Source organism: Saccharothrix sp. ALI-22-I (genome assembly GCF_001984175.1).
Taxonomy (GTDB): Bacteria; Actinomycetota; Actinomycetes; order Mycobacteriales; family Pseudonocardiaceae; genus Actinosynnema.
The window spans coordinates 698,043-714,697 of sequence record NZ_MTQP01000066.1 but is presented as its reverse complement, the minus strand read 5'-3'; the positions used below and the strand labels follow the sequence as shown (position 1 = coordinate 714,697).

The window sequence follows — 16,655 nt, the reverse complement described above, 5'->3', positions numbered from 1 at the left end:
GAGGGTGCCGACATGCAGCACGGTCATCCCGGCAGCCAGCCCGATGAGGGTGGCGAGCTGAACAAGGGCAATAACTCTGGTGAGCTGACTGCGCAGATCCGGTTCCTCGAGGACGAGATCGCGTTGCTGCGCCGCAAGTTGACGGAATCCCCACGACACGTCCGGCTGCTGGAGCAGCGGTTGGCTGAGGCGACGGAACGTGTCAGCCAACTGACCGAGCGCAACACGAAGCTCATCGACACCCTTCGAGAAGCACGGAGCCAGCTCCTCGCGCTGCGCGAGGAAGTGGACCGACTCGCCCAACCGCCCAGCGGTTACGGCGTGTTCCTGGCGCGGTTCGACGACGGCACGGTGGACGTGTTCACCTCCGGCCGGCGCATGCGTGTGTCGGTTTCGCCCGCGGTCGAGACGCCGTCGTTGGTCCTGGGCCAGTCGGTGCGCCTGAACGAGGCGTTGACCGTGGTCGAGGGCGGCGACTTCGAGCGCACCGGCGAGGTCTGCACACTGCGTGAGGTGTTGCACTCCGAAACCGAGGACGGCTCGATCGGCCGCGCCCTGGTCGTCGGTCATGCCGACGAAGAGCGGGTCGTCTGGCTCGCGCAGCCGCTCATGGACTCGCCGATGAAGGCCGGCGACTCCCTGCTGGTCGACTCGAAGGCGGGCTTCGCGTACGAACGCGTGCCGAAGGCCGAGGTCGAGGACCTGGTGCTGGAGGAGGTGCCCGATGTCAAGTACGAGGACATCGGTGGCCTGTTCCGGCAGATCGAGCAGATCCGCGATGCCGTGGAGATGCCGTTCCTGCACGCCGATCTGTTCCGCGAGTACAAGCTCCGCCCACCGAAGGGTGTGCTGCTGTACGGCCCTCCCGGCTGCGGGAAGACGCTCATCGCGAAAGCGGTGGCGAACTCCCTGGCCAAGCAGGTTCACGCCGCCCGTGGCGAGAACCACCGCGAAGCCAAGAGCTACTTCCTCAACATCAAGGGTCCCGAACTGCTCAACAAGTTCGTGGGCGAGACCGAGCGGCACATCCGGCTGATCTTCCAGCGGGCCCGTGAGAAGGCCTCCGAGGGCACCCCGGTGATCGTGTTCTTCGACGAGATGGACTCGATCTTCCGGACCCGCGGCAGTGGTGTGTCGTCGGACGTCGAGACCACGATCGTGCCCCAGCTCCTCAGCGAGATCGACGGCGTCGAGGGCCTGGAGAACGTGATCGTGATCGGTGCCTCCAACCGCGAGGACATGATCGACCCGGCCATCCTGCGTCCCGGCCGGCTCGACGTGAAGATCAAGATCGAGCGTCCGGACGCCGAAGGCGCGAAGGACATCTTCAACAAGTACCTCACGCCCGACCTGCCGTTGCACGCCGACGACCTGGCCGAGTTCGGCGGCGACCCGGTGGCCTGCATCGACGGCATGGTGCAGCACACGGTCGAGCGGATGTACGAGGAGTCCGAGGAGAACCGGTTCCTCGAGGTCACCTACGCCAACGGTGACAAGGAGGTCCTGTACTTCCGGGACTTCAACTCGGGCGCCATGATCCAGAACATCGTCGACCGCGCGAAGAAGGCGGCCATCAAGAGCCTGCTGGACACCAAGCAGCCGGGTTTGTCGGTGCGCCACCTGCTGGACGCGATCGTGGACGAGTTCGCCGAGAACGAGGACCTGCCCAACACCACGAACCCGGACGACTGGGCCAGGATCTCGGGCAAGAAGGGCGAGCGGATCGTGTACATCCGCACGCTGGTGACCGGCAAGAACCAGGAGTCGGGTCGGGCCATCGACACGGCCACGAACACCGGTCAGTACCTGTAACGGCACCTGTCAGGAAAGCCCGCCCAGCCAGTCGGCTGGGCGGGCTTTCCGCGTCCCGGGGCCTCAGGTCCCCGGAGTTCAGGACCGGGCTGTGACCAGCCCGGACTCGTAGGCGGCGATCACCAGTTGGGCCCGGTCGCGCGCCTGGAGCTTGTGCAGCAGGCGGCCGATGTGGGTCTTCACCGTGCCGGCCGACAGGTGCAACTCGCGCATGATCTCAGTGTTGGAGAACCCGCGTGCGATCAACACCAGTACTTCCTGCTCACGTTCGGTGATTCCGTCCAGCTGGACCACGCGTGGTGTGGGGGTTCGGGAGAACTCGGCCACCAGGCGGCGGGTCACCGAGGGCGACAGCAGGGCGTCGCCGGCGGCCACCACGCGGATCGCGGCCAGCAGGTCGGTCGGGGGAGTGTCCTTCAGCAGGAACCCGCTCGCGCCCGCGCGCAGTGCCGAGTAGACGTACTCGTCGAGGTCGAACGTGGTCAGGATCAGCACCCTGGCGGTGGCGAACGAGCTGATCTCCCGGGTGGCCGCGATGCCGTCCACGCCGGGCATCCGGACGTCCATCAGCACCACGTCCGGCGAGGTCGAGCGCACCACGGACACGGCCTCGGTGCCGTCACCGGCCTCACCGACCACCCGCAGGTCGGGCGCCGAGTCCACGAGCACCCGGAAGCTGCCGCGCAGCAGCGCCTGGTCGTCCACGACCACCACGTCGATCACGTCAGGGGCACCTCGGCGCGCACCGCGAACCCGCCCCCGGCCAGCGGGCCGGCCCAGAACGTCCCGCCGTACACCGCCACCCGCTCCCGCATCCCGATCAACCCGTGCCCTCCACCGCCGGCCAACACCCGCTCCCCGGGACCGTCGTCGATCACCGAGATCATGACGGAAGCATCCTCCACGACGATCGACACCGTGCAGGAGGCCGGGGCTGCGTGCTTGACCACGTTCGTGACCGACTCCTGCACGATCCGGTACACGGTCGTCCCCAACCCCTCGGGCAGCGATCCGGAAACCGACAGCGACACCGGCACCCCGGCCAGCGACGCCCGCGACACCAGCTCGGGCAGATCGTCCATACCGGGCATGGGCGCCAGTTCGGCCGCCGCGTCCTCCGACCGCAGCACGCCCAGCAACCGCCGCATCTCGACCAGGGTGCCACGGGAGGCGCTCTCGATCACCCGCAGCGCCTCCTGTGCCTGCTCGGGCTGCGACGACGCCACGTGGGCCGCCACACCGGCCTTGACCGTGATCAGGCTCAGGCTGTGCGCCACCACGTCGTGCAACTCGCGGGCGATCCGCATCCGCTCGTCGGCGATCGCCTTGGCCGCCGCCTCGGCGGCCTGGCGAGCCTCGTAGGACCGGCGGATCCGGGTCGTGCGGCCCAGCGCCCACGCCGCCCCGACCACCAACGCCACGAACAGGGCCAGCCCGGCGTCGTCCGGCCACGGCTCGGCGATGAACACCGCGAGCCAGGCCGACCCCAGCGAACCGGCCAGCGCACCCACGGCCACCCGGCGTGAACAGGTCGACGCAACCACGTACATCGCGAAGGCGGTGGCGGTGTAGGGCTCCAGCGTGATGTGGGCGACCGTGGCGACGTTCTGCGCCATCAGCACGATCCCGAGCGTCAGCAGGGGCTTGCTCCGCCGCCCCGCCAGCGGCGCCCCCACCAGCAGCGCCAGCAGGTAGCCCAGCCACAACGGCGCGGGGCCGGTGCTGATCTCGGCGAACGCCAGGTACACCATGACGACGACCACCGCGACCGCCAGGTCCAGCGCGTACAGGTAGGCGGTCGGCAGGAACCGCAGGACTCGCGACGTCACGATCGGCACGGTATTCGGTGTCCCGGCGGGTTCGCGTCGGACCACGGTCCGACCTCCAATCACAGACCCCGGTCCGATCCGCGGAGCGCGCCGACGGGGCACGCTCGTCCCCATGATCCAAGTGCGGCAGTTGACCAAGCGCTACCGGACCACCAGGGCGGTGGACGGCCTCTCGTTCGAGGTCGAACCCGGCTACGTGGCCGGCTTCCTGGGCCCCAACGGCGCGGGCAAGTCCACCACCATGCGGGCGATCCTCGGGCTGGACCGCCCGACCAGCGGCGAAGCCTTGGTGGACGGCCGTCGTTACGCCGACATCCGGCGTCCCATGCACCACGTCGGCGCGCTGTTGGACGCGGGCGCGGTGCACGGCGGCCGGTCGGCCTACGACCACCTCCGCGTGCTGGCCCGCAGCAACGGCATCAAGGACGCCCGGGTCGTCGCGACCCTCGAACAGGTGGGCCTGGCCGGGGTGGCGAGCAGACGCGTCGGATCGCTGTCCCTGGGCATGAAGCAACGCCTCGGCGTGGCGGCGGCACTGCTCGGCGATCCCGGCGTGCTGCTGTTCGACGAGCCGGTGAACGGCCTGGACCCGGAGGGCATCCGCTGGATCCGCCACCTGATGCGCGACCTGGCCCGGGAAGGCCGCACGGTCCTCGTGTCCAGCCACCTGATGAGCGAGATGGCCCTGACCGCCGACCGCGTGATCGTGATCGGCCGGGGCAAGTTGATCCTGGAGGCGTCCATGCGGGACCTCCAGGAGAAGTTCAAGAAGGACGTGCTGGTGCGTTCGCCCTCGCCGGACGCACTCCTCGCCGTGCTGGGCGCGGCGGGCGCGACGGCCCGCTCCGAGGACGGCGCACTGTCAGTGCAGGGGCTCGACGCCCCCGGCATCGCCGACCTCGCGTCGCACCACCGCATCCCCATCCACGAACTCACACCGCGCAGCGCGTCCCTGGAGGACGCCTACCTCGAACTCACCGAGGAGAGCGTGGAGTACCGCACCAAGGAGACCGTCCGATGACCGACGTGCTGAACTCGGAGTTGCTGAAGCTCCGGTCCGTCCGCTCGACCACCTACGTCCTGCTGGCGATCGCCGCCTCCCTGCTGGCCGGCGCGCTGATCTCGTACCTGATGACGGCCGACTGGGACACCTCGCCGCCGGACCTCCGGCAGAAGTTCGGCGCGGCCGACCCGGGCGTGATGGTGGTCCCGTTCGGCCAGTTCTGCCTCGGCGTGCTGGGCGCGTTGGCGATCACCTCGGAGTACGGCAGCGGCATGATCCGCACCGCCCTGGTCTCCGTTCCGCGCCGCAAGGCCTACCTGTTGGCCAAGACGCTCGTGGTGGCCGGTGTGTCCCTGGTCGTCGCCCTCGTGACGTCCTTTCTGGCCTACCAGGCGGGCGAACTGATCACGGGGGACCGGCCGCGGCCGATCTCGGCGTACGACTCGCTCGGCGACGCCGTGCCGACGTTATCGGCGAACACGGCGTCGCTGGTGCTGCTCGCCCTGGTCGGGCTGGGTCTGGGCTTCCTGCTCCGGTCCACGGCGGGCGCGCTGGTGACCCTGTGCGGCCTGCTGTTCGTACTGCCCGCGCTCACGCTGTTACTGCCGCACCCGTGGAACGACCGGGCGTACTCGGTGATGCTCCCGACCCTCGCGCCACAGCTGTCCGGTGAGCTGCCGGACGCTCCGCTATCGCCGCTGGGCGCCGGTCTGGTGATGCTCGCGTACCTGGTGCTCGCGCTGGGTGCCGGCGCGACCGCGCTGCTGCGTCGTGACGCTTGAGGTCTTGACGTGTGCGCAGCGTGGCCGTTACTTTCGCTGCAATGGTAAGGAAACTTCCTTAACTAATTCAGGGATGCCGCCGCCCAAACCGAGAGGAGCGAGCCGCATGGCAAGGCTCAAGACCCTGTTAGCGCTGCTGGCCGCGTTCGCGCTGCCCGTCACGCTCGTCGGCGCGGCGCAGGCGGCGCCGGTCGCGCCGTCCACCGATGTCGTGGCGGCGGCCCTGCCCGCCGGATCGCCGGCCGCGATCAACGGCCAACTGCGGGTGTGCGGCGTGAAGCTGTGCAACCGGTACGGCAAGCCGATCCAGCTCAGGGGCATGAGCACGCACGGCATCCAGTGGTACGCCCAGTGCGTCAAGACCGCGTCGCTGGACGCGCTGGCGAACGACTGGAAGGCCGACGTCCTGCGCATCTCGATGTACATCCAGGAGGACGGGTACGAGACGAACCCGCGCAAGTTCACCGACCTGGTGCACGGCTACATCGAGGAGGCCACCAAGCGCGGCCTGTACGCGCTGGTCGACTGGCACCAGCTCTCGCCGGGCGACCCCAACCACAACACCTCGCGCGCCAAGACGTTCTTCAAGGAGATCGCCAACCGGCACAAGGACAAGACCAACATCATCTACGACATCGCCAACGAGCCGAACGGCGTGACGTGGTCGCGGGTCAAGTCCTACGCCGAGCAGGTCATCCCGGTGATCCGGGCGGAGGACTCGGACAGCCTGGTGCTGGTCGGCACGCACGGCTGGTCGACGTTCGGGCTGTCGGACGGCCGTGACCCGCAGGAAGTGGTGAACAACAAGGTCAACGCGTCGAACGTGATGTACACCTTCCACTTCTACGCGGCCTCGCACGGCACCTCGTACCTCAACACGTTGTCCAAGGTCGCCGACCAGGTGCCGGTGTTCGTCACCGAGTTCGGCACGCAGACCTCGTCGGGTGACGGGTCGAACAACTTCACCAGGTCCCAGCAGTACATCGATCTGATGAACCAGAAGAAAATCAGCTGGGTGAACTGGAACTTCTCCGATGACCACCGGTCGGGCGCCGTGTTCAAGGAAGGCACGTGCTCGGGCAGCTCGTTCTCCGGGACGGGCGTGCTGAAGCCGGCCGGTGTGTGGGTGCGCGACCGCATCCGCACCGCCGACAACTTCCCGACCAGTTGACCACCGTCCCACCAGTGGATCACCGTCCGAGCAGCTAGTCGTGCTGATCACGGTGACCGGCGGCCTTCCGGGCCGCCGGTTACCGTGTCGTACGTGCCCGATTTCGCCCTAGGCCTGGCCGCCCTCGGCCGCCCCGCGTACATCAACCTCGGCCGCGAACACGCGCTGCCCGACGACCGGGACGTGGACGCCATGCGCGCGCAGTGCCACGCCGTCCTGGACGCCGCCTACGAGGCGGGTGTGCGCCGGGTGGACGCCGCCCGTTCGTACGGTCGGGCGGAGGAGTTCCTGGCCCAGTGGCTGGCCTCGCGCGGCCACGAGGACGTGCGGGTGTCCAGCAAGTGGGGGTACGCCTACGTCGCGGACTGGCGGCGGGACGTGGCCACGCACGAGGTGAAGGAGCACTCGGTCGACCGGTTCACCCAGCAGTGGCAGGAGACCCAGGACCTGCTCGGCGTGCACGTCGGGCTCTACAAGGTGCACTCGCTGACGCCCGACAGCCCGCTGTTCGGCGACCCGGACCTGCTCCTCGCCTTGGGCGGGCTGCGCGACTCGGGCGTCCGCCTGGGATTTTCCACGTCCGGCCCGCACCAGGCCGAGACGGTGCGCCGCGCCTTGGAGCTGATGGTCGAGGGACGGCGGCTGTTCGACAGCGTCCAGTCCACCTGGAACGTCCTGGAGACGTCCGTGGGGCCGGCACTGGCGTACGCGAAGGAGTCCGGCGCGGAGGTGTTCGTCAAGGAGGGCATGGCGAACGGCAGGCTGGCCGTGGACCCGCCGCCGCGCGTGCGCGAGTTGGCCGCCGAGCACGGCGTGGGGCCGGACGCGATCGCGTTGGCCGCCGTACGCGCCCAGTGGTGGGCCGATGTGGTCCTGTCCGGGGCGGCGAGCCCCGAACAGCTGCACGCCAACCTGAAGGCCCGTGACATCGACCTGGAGCCGGACGAGCTGGCCGACTGCGCCGAGCCCACCGACCAGTACTGGGCTACTCGGGCGTCGCTGGCTTGGGAATGAGGCGGACGGTCCCGGAGTCGAGGTCGACCGGGCCGCGCGGCGGGGCGCCGGACTCCTCGTCCTCGCCCAGCATCAGCGTGATCTGGCGCTGTTCCAGCTCGATGTGCTTGCCGCCGCTGAACAGGGTGGTGAACTCGTCCAGCGCGGTCGCGGAGATCACCGGGTGGCCCTTGCGGCGGCGGATCGCCTTCCACAGCCGCTCACCCGCCGCCAGGACGAGTAACAGCACGGCGAGGCCGGGGATCGACATCGCGAACATCATGCCCATCGGAACCACCTTCGGATCAGGGCCCGACCATCCGGCACGACCGGCCACCCGGGGTCTTCCGCCTTCGCCCGCACCTCGTCCAGACCCATCCAGCCGCCCCAGGCCACTTCCTCCGGCTGATGGGTGAACGGTCCGTCGCTGCGCACGTCGTAAACGTGCGCGATGTAGCGGATGGTTCCGTCCACGAACGGCGTCTTGAACCGGAACTCCGGCACGGCCGAGATGCCCAACTCCTCGGCCAGCTCACGCACCGCGCACTCGTCCGGCGTCTCACCCGCCGCGACGACACCGCCGCACGTCGGGTCGTACAGACCGGGGTAGACGTCCTTGGTGTCGGTGCGCCGGTGCACGTACACCCGCGTCCCGTCGAGAGAGCGCACCACGATCGCGGCGCACACGTGCCACAGCCCTTCCGCCCGCATCTGAGCGCGCGTCGCCGTGCCTATGGGCGTGCCGTCCGGGTCGACCACCACCACGTGTTCCACACCAAGATCCTCCCCAGGTACTACCGGCGAGTGCTACCTCGGGCCGACGACTGCCGACGGCCTCGCTTCCTACCGTCGTGGCGTTCGCGTCACGAGGAGGAGTTGTGCCCACATCCCTGCGGCTCGCGGTCGCCGAGTTCCGCAATCGGCCCGGTCGCGCCGTGCTGCCCGGTGTCGCCCTGGTCGTCGGCGTCGCCTGCCTGCTGGCCGCCCTGATGCTCAGCGACGCGATGGTCCGCGCGACGGACGACGGTACGCCCGTCGTCCCCGAGAGCGTGGACCTCGTCGTCCGCCCGGTCTACGACTCCGACGCCGTGCTCGACCAGACGACCGCCGACCGGGTCGCTCACGCCGCCGGGGTGACACAGGTGCACCCGGTCCGCGAGGTCCGCACCGATCTGCTGCTGGACGGCGGCCGGGCCAACGACCGCCGGGCCACCGCTGACGTCGAGCTGGACCGGGACGGCCTGCGCCGGGTGCCGATCCTGGAGGGCCGCTCGCCCGGCTCGGACGGCGAGATCGCCATCGACCGGGTCACCGCCTACGAGCACGGGCTCAAGCCGGGTGGCGCGGTCAAGCTCGCGGACGCGGCCGGCAAGCCGTTGGACGTGGTGGTCCGGGGCATCACCAAGCGCGGTTCGCTCGGCGAGGAACCGCGGATCGTGGTCGGGGAGGGGCTGGCCGCCAAGCTCGACGGCACGCCCCGGTTCCAGTCGCTGCACGTGGTCGGCGGCGACCTGGACGCCGTCGCGCAGGCCGCGGGAGCGGGGTTCCGGGTGGACACCAGGGCCTCGGTCGTCGCCGAGCCGCCGAACAACGACCTGGCGGTCATGCTGCTGCCGTTCAGCATCCTGGCGCTGGCCACCTCGGTGTTCGTCGCCTCGGCCACCTACCGCGCCGTCTACGCGCAACGCCAGCGGCACACCGCGCTCCTGCGGTGCCTCGGCGCGCACCGCGGCCCGCTCGTCTGGGCGAACCTCTTCGAAGCGCTGCTCACGGGCGCCGTCGCCGGTGCGGTCGGCGCGGTGCTCGGCGGGTCGGTGGCGTGGCTGCTGGCCAGGCTGTTCGACACCACCGGCCTGTCCGCGCTGCTCGGCGCGGTGGAGCTGAGCCCGCCGCTGCTGCCCACCGTCGGCCAGCTCGTGATCGGGGTCGTCACGGCCTCCGCCCTCAGCGCGTTCGCCGCGGTCCGGCCCGCGCTGGCCGCCGCCCGCATCTCGCCGCTCGCGGCGCTGCGGACGTCCGAAGGCCAGACGTCGGACCAGGCCGTGGTGCGCCGCCGACGGGTCTTCGGCATCACGCTGGTGGCCGCCGCGGCGGCCATGGCGGCGCTGGCGGTGCTCTTCAACGGCTCGCTGCCGGCCATCTTCCTGGTCCTGTTCTCCGGCATCACCGCCGTGTTCGGCCTGTTCGGCGTGCTCGGGCCGGTCATCGTGCCCGCGCTGGGCCGGATCTTCGGCTCGGTCGCGAGTCGGTTCGGCGGCGCGCAGTGGAAGCTGGCCGCCGCCGAGGTGCGGCGGGTGCCGCAGCGGTCCGCGTCCGTGGCGATGCCGCTGCTGCTGGCCGCCGCGATGGTCACGTTCTTCGCCGTCACGGTCGGTTCCGCGCAGCGGATGGAGGACGAGTTCAGCAACGAGCCGAAGCCCGATGCCGTAGTGGTGGACTCCGGTGGGCGCGCTCTCGACGGTGGTGTCGGCGCGGCGGCCGACCGGCCGGAGGCGGCGAGCACCGTCGTCGTGCACGGCATCGACGTGCAGCAGCGTGACGTGGACGGCTTCGGGTTCCCGACCCAGGTCGTCGGCGCGGATCCCGACCGCATGCGTGAGTGGCTGACCAGGCAGAACGTGAACGCCGACTTCAAGACGGGGACGGTGCTGCTCAACGAGTGGTACGCCGAGCGGTTCGGTGCGCAGCTCGGCCGGCCGTTCACCGTCGAAGGCCTGCCCGGCGGGCCGCGCACGGCCACGGTCGTCGGCACGTTCACCGGCTCGCTGCTCGACGACGCCGACGTGGTGCTCCCCGACCCGGGCCTGGCGCCCCCGTCGAAGGTGCTGGTGTCGTTCCGGCCGGGCGCGGACCCGGCGGCGTACCAGGAGGGCGTGCGGGCGTCCCTGACCGGTTCACCCACCGTTCTGGTGAAAACGAAGGCCGACGAGAGCGCACAGAGTCAGCGCTACCTCGACCTGGGCATCGTGATGCTGATGGTGCTGCTGGGCCTGTCCGTCGCGGTCGCCGTGACCGGTATCGGGACCGCGTTGACGATCTCCGTGCAGGAGCGCCGCAAGGAGCTGGCACTACGGCGGGCGCTGGGCGTGACCAAGGGCGGGCTGCAAGGCGGCGTGGTGGCCGAAGCGGTGCTGTTGGCGCTGGTCGGAGTGCTGGGCGGCGGTGTCTTCGGCCTGGTCTACGCGGAGCTGACGCTGGCCGCGATCGGCGTGTTCGCGTGGCCCACCGCGGCGGTGCTCCCGCTGCTGGTCGGCGGGGCCGGCGTGGTCGTGCTGGCGGTCGTCGCGGCGTTCGGACCGGCCCGCGGGGCGTCCCGGATCCGACCCGCCGCCGGACTCGCGGCCGGCTGAAACGTGACCTGGGTCCCGGCGGTGTGTCGGTGGTAGGTCGTAGGCTGCGTGTATGCGGCGGATCATGGGAACCGAAGTGGAGTACGGCATCTCGGTGCCGGGTGACGCGACGGCGAACCCGGTGCTCACCTCGACACAGGTGGTGCTGGCCTACGCGGCCGCCGCCGACATACCGCGGGCGCGCCGGGCGCGCTGGGACTACGAGGTCGAATCGCCGCTGCGCGACGCGCGCGGTTTCGACCTCGGCACGCCCGGCGGCCACCCCGGCGACAGCGATGTCGAGGACCTGGGCGCGGCCAACGTCATCCTCACCAACGGCGCGCGCCTGTACGTGGACCACGCGCACCCGGAGTACTCCGCGCCCGAGGTCACCAACGCGCGCGACGCGGTGATCTGGGACAAGGCGGGGGAGCGGGTGATGGAGGAGGCCGCGATGCGCGCGGCCACCGTCCCCGGCCAGCCCCGGCTCCAGCTCTACAAGAACAACGTGGACGGCAAGGGCGCCAGCTACGGCACCCACGAGAACTACCTGATGCAGCGCAGCACGCCGTTCACCGCGGTGATCGCCGGGCTCACGCCGTTCTTCGTGTCCCGCCAGGTCATCACCGGCTCCGGCCGGGTCGGCATCGGCGCGGCGGGCGAGGAGGCCGGCTACCAGCTGTCCCAGCGCTCGGACTACATCGAGGTCGAGGTCGGCCTGGAGACCACGCTCAAGCGCGGCATCATCAACACCCGCGACGAGCCGCACGCCGACGCGGACAAGTACCGCCGGCTGCACGTCATCATCGGTGACGCGAACCTCGCCGAGTACTCCACCTACATCAAGTGCGGCTCCACGTCCCTGGTGCTGGACATGATCGAGGCCGGCCGCCGGTTCGACGACCTGCGGTTGCAGGACCCGGTCCGCGCGGTGCACCAGATCAGCCACGACCCGACCCTCAAGACCAAGGTCGACCTGGCCGGCGGGCGCAAGTTCACCGGATTGGACCTCCAGTTCGCCTACTACGAGCGCGCCGCCGCGTTCGTGGAGCAGGAGGGCTACGGCGACCGCGACGTGCTCCGCGTGTGGGGCGAGGTGCTGGACGCGCTGGCCCGCGACCCGCAGGAGTGCGCCAACCGGCTCGACTGGGTGGCCAAGCTGCGGCTGCTGGAGGGCTACCGCGCCCGGGACGGCCTGGCCTGGGGCTCGCCCCGGCTGTCGCTGGTCGACCTGCAGTACTCCGACGTGCGGCTGGACAAGGGCCTGTACAACCGGCTGGTGGCGCGCGGCTCGATGAAGCGCCTGGTCAGCGAGGAGGAGGTCCGTGCGGCCATCCTCGCGCCACCGGAGGACACCCGCGCCTACTTCCGCGGCCGCTGCCTGGAGCGCTACCCGACCTCGGTGGCCGCCGCGTCCTGGGATTCGGTGATCTTCGACCTGGGTCGCGAATCACTTGTCCGCATTCCCACCCTGGAGCCCCTGCGTGGCACAAAAGCGCACGTCGGGGCCCTCCTGGAGGCTTCGGACACGGCCGAGCAACTGGTGGAGGCGCTGACCAGGGGCTGATCATCAGACCCGAGTGGCAGGCGCAAAATGTCGTACCTGGTGGGTAGTGTTTAACTCGCAGGACCCGAAGACCGGGAGGTCGACATGGCCCAGGAACAGGTTCAGCGCCAAGGCGGCGGTGACGGCGACGAGAGCGGCGACGGCGCGGCGGCGGCCGGCCAGGAGCGCCGGGAGAAGCTCGGCGAGGACGTCGACGCCATTCTCGACGAGATCGACGACGTGCTCGAAGAGAATGCCGAGGACTTCGTCCGCGCGTACGTGCAAAAGGGCGGCGAGTAAGAAGCCGCCGGCGGGACAGGAGAAGAACGCACACATGGACCACAGCTCGACCGGGCATTACCCGGCCGCGTCGCTGCCCCCGGCCTACCTCAGGCCGGGGTCGTCGTCGTTCACCGATTTCCTCCGCGCCCAGGCCCCCGAACTACTGCCGTCGGGCCGCAAACTGCCGGAGGGCAGCGCGGTGCAGGCTCCGCACGGCACCACCATCGTCGCGCTCACGTTCAAGGGCGGCGTGGTGATCGCGGGCGACCGGCGCGCCACGATGGGCAACGTGATCGCCCAGCGTGACATGAAGAAGGTGTTCATCACCGACGACTACTCGGCGGTGGGCATCGCGGGCACGGCGGGCATCGCGGTCGAGATCGTCCGGCTCTACGCGGTCGAGCTCCGCCACTACGAGAAGATCGAGGGCGTCTCGCTGTCGTTGGACGGCAAGGCGAACCGGCTCTCGGCGATGATCAAGGGCAACCTTGACGCCGCACTGGCGGGTCTCGCGGTCGTGCCGCTGTTCGCGGGCTTCGACATCGACGCGGCCGACCCGGAACGGGCAGGCCGCATCGTCTCCTACGACGTGACCGGCGGGCGCTACGAGGAGTCGCAGGGCTACCAGGCCGTCGGCTCGGGCTCGCTGTTCGCGAAGTCGGCGATGAAGAAGCTCTACGACCCGGACGCGGACGCCGAGCTGGCGACCCGGACCGCGATCGAGGCGTTGTACGACGCCGCGGACGACGACTCGGGCACCGGCGGTCCGGACGTGATCCGCAAGATCTACCCCGTCGTCGTGACCATCACCGCCGATGGCGCGACCCACCTGTCCGACGCGGACACCGCCACGCTGGCCGAGTCGGTCGTCGAGGGCCGCCGCAGCAAGCCGGCGGGCTGAGCGCCGTGCCGATCCCCATCCCCACCCGCATCCGCCGAGCCCGGGAGCCGCAGCAGTGACGATGCCGTTGTACGCCTCACCCGAGCAGATCCTCCGCGATCGCGCGGAGTACGCCCGGAAGGGCATCGCCCGCGGCCGGAGCGTGGTCGTGCTCCGGTACGCCGACGGGGTGCTGTTCGTGGCGGAGAACCCGTCCGCCACCCTGCACAAGGTGTCCGAGATCTACGACCGCATCGCGTTCGCCGCGGTCGGTCGGTACAGCGAGTTCGAGAACCTGCGGCAGGCGGGCATCCGGTTCGCCGACATCCGCGGGTACCAGAACGACCCGCGCGACGTGACCGGCAGGTCACTGGCGAACGTGTACGCCCAGACCCTGGGCTCGATCTTCGCCGAGCAGATCAAGCCCCTTGAGGTGGAGATCTGCGTGGCCGAGGTCGGCACCGCGCCCGAGCAGGACACGCTGTACCGGCTGACCTACGACGGTTCGATCGTGGAGGAGCCGCAGTACGTCGTGATGGGCGGCCAGGCCGAGGCGACGAGTACCGCGTTGAAGGACGCGTACACCGAAGGCGAGCCCCTGGCCGACGCCGTCCGCGTCGCGGTGAAGGCCCTCAGCGCCGGCAGCACCACCACCGGCAACGGCAAGCCGGACCTCCTGGACCGCGGCAAGCTGGAAGTGGCGGTCCTGCAACGCGACCGCCCGCGCCGCGCGTTCCGCCGCATCACGGGCGCCGCCCTGGCCGCCCTGCTCCCCGGCGACGAGCCCGCCCCCGAGGCAGCCGAAACCGAAGAGCCGACCCCGCCCGCCAAGGGCGGCAAGAAGCCGGTGACGGACGTGAACCTGCCCCCGAACGACGACAAGGCGTAGGTTCCCGCACTCGCACGACCCCGCACTCGCACGACGAGGAAGGCCCTCGGCTGATGCCGGGGGCCTTCCTCGTGTCCTACAGGAAGATCTTGACCAGCTGATCGCGCCCCTGGGATCGCGCCGCAGGTGAAGAGGAGCGGACGGGGCACTCGGGGAGTGCCCCATCCCGCGTGTCACGCGGCTGGAGGACCTGCCGTCAGCGGAAGAGTGGACCGGCTCAGGTGCGGGCCAGGGGTGAGGGGAGTTCGACGAAGTCCTCGGTGTGGTCCAGGGCGGTGAGGACGGCGAGCAGCCGCAGTTCGGCGCGGTAGCGCAGGTCGTCACCGTGGGAGACCGGTCCGATGCGGCGGGCGGCGAATTCCGCGATCGGGAAGCCCGCCGAGGCGAAGTACCGCATCCGGTTGTCCTCGGCGGCGTCCAGGTACGCGGTGGTGCGCATGTGGCCGTTCTGGTCCACGTCCGGCCAGCGCACGTGGGTGGTGGTCGTGAAGGGCATCTGTCGAGTATGCGGGCGTTGGGTGATGTCGGCGGTCCGCACGGCTGGGACTCCGGCTGCGCGAGCCCGCGTGGACATCACCCGTTCGCCCGCCCGCTACGCGATGGCCTTGGCCAAGAACCGGCCCGTGCGCTCACGGACCGAAGGCGTGTCCAGCCCGCGCACCACGACCGTGGTCCGCCGCCGCAGCACGTCGTCCACCTCGGTCGCCCACTCGTACCGCTGCGCGTGCGCCACCTGGGCCCAGATGTCCGGCCCGTCGGGGTGTACCCGGTCGAGCAGCGACGGGTCGTCCAACGCCAACGCCAGCACCTCGTGGCTCACCGTGCCGTAGTGCGTGGCCAAGTGCCTGAGCACGTCGTCCGGCAACGACGGCAGCTCACGACCCAGCTGCGCGCTCACCCGTTCGGGAAGAGCCGCACCCGGCAACGCCGCCGGCACGCCGTCGAACGCGTGCGACAGATCGCGCCCCAACGCCTCGCCGACCCGGGCCAGCACCGAAGCGCCGATGCGCCGGAACGTGGTCCACTTGCCGCCCGCCACGCTGATCATCCCGCCGCGCCCGCTGCTGATCACCGTCTCGCGCTTGGCGTGGCTGGTGTCGCCGGACCCGCCGGGCAGCACCCGCAGCCCGGCGAACGTGTAAGCCAACCGCGAGCGGTCCAGGGCTTCGGCGGAGATGCCGACCGACGCCTCGCCCAGGATCTGGTCGATGTCGGCCGGCGAGCACCGCACGTCGGCCGGGTCGCCCTCGTACGCCTCGTCGGTCGTGCCGAGCAGCAACTGCCCTTCCCACGGGATGGCGAACGACACCCGCACGTCGTCCACCGGGATGGTCATCGCCGCACGCCACGGCGTGTCCGTCCGAAGCACCAGGTGCGAGCCCTTGGACAGCCGGATGCTCGGCGCGGCCGACCGGTCCTCCATCCGCCGCAGCGCGTCCAGCCACGGCCCGGTCGCGTTGACCACCACCGAGGCGTCCAGGCCGAACGTCGAGCCGTCCACGCGGTCCCGCAGCTCGACACCGGTCACCAGAGCACCGCGCTTGCGCAGCGCCACCACCTCGACGTGGTTGAGCAGCACGGCACCGGCCTCGGCCGCCGCCCGCGCCGCCGTGATGGCCACGCGGGAGTCGTTCATCTGGTGGTCGTAGTAGAGCGCTGCTCCGCGCAGCCCGTCGGTGCGCAGGTGCGGCACGTACTCGACGGCCCGCCGCGCCGACAGCACCTTGCCCATGCCGTCGCCGAACCCGGACAGCGCCGAGTACAGCACCACGCCCGCGCCGAGCACCGACCGCGAGTGCGGCCCGCCCCGGTACACCGGCACCAGGAACGGCAGCGGCCGGACCAGGTGCGGCGCCAGGTGGTCGCCCAACGCGCGCCGCTCGGCGTGGTTCTCCCGCACCATCGGCACCGCGCTCGGACCCATCGCCAGGTATCGCAGCCCGCCGTGCACCAGCTTGGACGACGCGCTGGAGGTGGCGCCGGCGAAATCACCCGCCTCCACCAGCGCCACCCGCAGGCCCGACCGGGCCGCCGCCCACGTGGTGGCGATGCCCAGCGCACCGCCACCGATCACGACCAGGTCGAAGGCGCCGTGTCCCAGCGCCTCGCGCGCCCTGGCCCGTTGCTCGCTCATCGCTG

Annotated in this window: 16 protein-coding genes; 10 read left to right on the top strand and 6 right to left on the bottom strand. The window is 70.5% G+C overall.

All coding sequences use genetic code 11. The features are described 5' to 3' along the window. Positions 1–12 precede the first annotated feature (12 nt). Positions 13–1,812, top strand: coding sequence for a proteasome ATPase (arc, locus tag ALI22I_RS31550; protein ID WP_077009145.1), 1,800 nt, complete (start codon positions 13–15; stop codon positions 1,810–1,812). Between the two features lie 78 nt (positions 1,813–1,890). Here the strand turns inward: arc and ALI22I_RS31545 are convergent, their stop codons facing one another. Together ALI22I_RS31545 and ALI22I_RS31540 are read right to left on the bottom strand one after the other, a co-directional pair. Beyond that, complete coding sequence (locus ALI22I_RS31545) at positions 1,891–2,535, bottom strand: response regulator (RefSeq protein ID WP_077009144.1); 645 nt, start codon at positions 2,533–2,535, stop codon at positions 1,891–1,893. Beyond that, entirely contained in the window at positions 2,532–3,641 is a 1,110-nt protein-coding gene (locus ALI22I_RS31540) for a sensor histidine kinase (protein WP_077009352.1), read from the bottom strand. Before ALI22I_RS31540 ends, ALI22I_RS31545 begins: the two co-directional genes overlap by 4 nt. 112 nt (positions 3,642–3,753) lie before the next feature. Between ALI22I_RS31540 and ALI22I_RS31535 the strand changes: the two genes are divergently transcribed. From ALI22I_RS31535 to ALI22I_RS31520, 4 genes are all read left to right on the top strand, one after another. Beyond that, positions 3,754–4,662 carry an ABC transporter ATP-binding protein gene (locus ALI22I_RS31535; RefSeq protein ID WP_077009143.1) on the top strand — a complete coding sequence of 303 codons (909 nt, stop codon included), beginning with the start codon at positions 3,754–3,756 and terminating at the stop codon, positions 4,660–4,662. After that, positions 4,659–5,426, top strand: a complete 768-nt coding sequence (locus ALI22I_RS31530) for an ABC transporter permease (protein ID WP_077009142.1) — start codon at positions 4,659–4,661, stop codon at positions 5,424–5,426. The genes ALI22I_RS31535 and ALI22I_RS31530 overlap by 4 nt, the downstream gene beginning before the upstream one ends. 106 nt (positions 5,427–5,532) lie before the next feature. Beyond that, positions 5,533–6,597 (top strand): glycoside hydrolase family 5 protein, encoded by a 1,065-nt coding sequence (locus ALI22I_RS31525; protein ID WP_083752158.1) that lies wholly within the window; start codon positions 5,533–5,535, stop codon positions 6,595–6,597. A gap of 93 nt (positions 6,598–6,690) precedes the next feature. After that, positions 6,691–7,611, top strand: coding sequence for an aldo/keto reductase (locus ALI22I_RS31520; RefSeq protein ID WP_077009350.1), 921 nt, complete (start codon positions 6,691–6,693; stop codon positions 7,609–7,611). Here ALI22I_RS31520 and ALI22I_RS31515 read toward each other — a convergent pair. Next, entirely contained in the window at positions 7,583–7,879 is a 297-nt protein-coding gene (locus ALI22I_RS31515) for a DUF6191 domain-containing protein (protein ID WP_077009141.1), read from the bottom strand. The two genes, ALI22I_RS31520 and ALI22I_RS31515, sit on opposite strands and share 29 nt — an antisense overlap. Next, positions 7,870–8,364, bottom strand: coding sequence for an NUDIX hydrolase (locus ALI22I_RS31510; RefSeq protein ID WP_077009140.1), 495 nt, complete (start codon positions 8,362–8,364; stop codon positions 7,870–7,872). Before ALI22I_RS31510 ends, ALI22I_RS31515 begins: the two co-directional genes overlap by 10 nt. A 104-nt stretch (positions 8,365–8,468) precedes the next feature. On the opposite strand from ALI22I_RS31510, the gene ALI22I_RS31505 reads away from it, so the two are divergent. The 5 genes from ALI22I_RS31505 (at position 8,469) to prcA (ending at position 14,516) form a co-directional block, all read left to right on the top strand. Further along, complete coding sequence (locus tag ALI22I_RS31505) at positions 8,469–10,940, top strand: FtsX-like permease family protein (protein WP_077009139.1); 2,472 nt, start codon at positions 8,469–8,471, stop codon at positions 10,938–10,940. Between the two features lie 52 nt (positions 10,941–10,992). Next, complete coding sequence (gene dop / locus ALI22I_RS31500) at positions 10,993–12,486, top strand: depupylase/deamidase Dop (protein ID WP_077009138.1); 1,494 nt, start codon at positions 10,993–10,995, stop codon at positions 12,484–12,486. A gap of 84 nt (positions 12,487–12,570) precedes the next feature. Beyond that, complete coding sequence (locus ALI22I_RS31495) at positions 12,571–12,765, top strand: ubiquitin-like protein Pup (protein WP_077009137.1); 195 nt, start codon at positions 12,571–12,573, stop codon at positions 12,763–12,765. A gap of 34 nt (positions 12,766–12,799) precedes the next feature. Beyond that, complete coding sequence (gene prcB / locus ALI22I_RS31490; protein ID WP_077009136.1) at positions 12,800–13,648, top strand: proteasome subunit beta; 849 nt, start codon at positions 12,800–12,802, stop codon at positions 13,646–13,648. Between the two features lie 55 nt (positions 13,649–13,703). Beyond that, positions 13,704–14,516 carry a proteasome subunit alpha gene (gene prcA, locus ALI22I_RS31485; RefSeq protein WP_077009135.1) on the top strand — a complete coding sequence of 271 codons (813 nt, stop codon included), beginning with the start codon at positions 13,704–13,706 and terminating at the stop codon, positions 14,514–14,516. Positions 14,517–14,733: 217 nt separating this feature from the next. Here prcA and ALI22I_RS31480 read toward each other — a convergent pair whose 3' ends face one another. Continuing rightward, complete coding sequence (locus tag ALI22I_RS31480; protein WP_077009134.1) at positions 14,734–15,012, bottom strand: acyl-CoA thioesterase; 279 nt, start codon at positions 15,010–15,012, stop codon at positions 14,734–14,736. A gap of 96 nt (positions 15,013–15,108) precedes the next feature. After that, complete coding sequence (locus ALI22I_RS31475; protein WP_077009133.1) at positions 15,109–16,650, bottom strand: glycerol-3-phosphate dehydrogenase/oxidase; 1,542 nt, start codon at positions 16,648–16,650, stop codon at positions 15,109–15,111. Positions 16,651–16,655 lie beyond the last annotated feature (5 nt).

What these genes read in the sequence shown, in the direction of transcription:
- ALI22I_RS31480 (WP_077009134.1), bottom strand. Translation starts at nt 15,012, where the DNA reads ATGCCCTTCACGACCACCACCCACGTGCGCTGGCCGGACGTGGACCAG.
- prcB (WP_077009136.1), top strand. Translation starts at nt 12,800, where the DNA reads ATGGACCACAGCTCGACCGGGCATTACCCGGCCGCGTCGCTGCCCCCG.
- ALI22I_RS31530 (WP_077009142.1), top strand. Translation starts at nt 4,659, where the DNA reads ATGACCGACGTGCTGAACTCGGAGTTGCTGAAGCTCCGGTCCGTCCGC.
- ALI22I_RS31535 (WP_077009143.1), top strand. Translation starts at nt 3,754, where the DNA reads ATGATCCAAGTGCGGCAGTTGACCAAGCGCTACCGGACCACCAGGGCG.
- ALI22I_RS31495 (WP_077009137.1), top strand. Translation starts at nt 12,571, where the DNA reads ATGGCCCAGGAACAGGTTCAGCGCCAAGGCGGCGGTGACGGCGACGAG.
- arc (WP_077009145.1), top strand. Translation starts at nt 13, where the DNA reads ATGCAGCACGGTCATCCCGGCAGCCAGCCCGATGAGGGTGGCGAGCTG.
- ALI22I_RS31515 (WP_077009141.1), bottom strand. Translation starts at nt 7,879, where the DNA reads ATGGGCATGATGTTCGCGATGTCGATCCCCGGCCTCGCCGTGCTGTTA.
- dop (WP_077009138.1), top strand. Translation starts at nt 10,993, where the DNA reads ATGCGGCGGATCATGGGAACCGAAGTGGAGTACGGCATCTCGGTGCCG.
- ALI22I_RS31525 (WP_083752158.1), top strand. Translation starts at nt 5,533, where the DNA reads ATGGCAAGGCTCAAGACCCTGTTAGCGCTGCTGGCCGCGTTCGCGCTG.
- ALI22I_RS31475 (WP_077009133.1), bottom strand. Translation starts at nt 16,650, where the DNA reads ATGAGCGAGCAACGGGCCAGGGCGCGCGAGGCGCTGGGACACGGCGCC.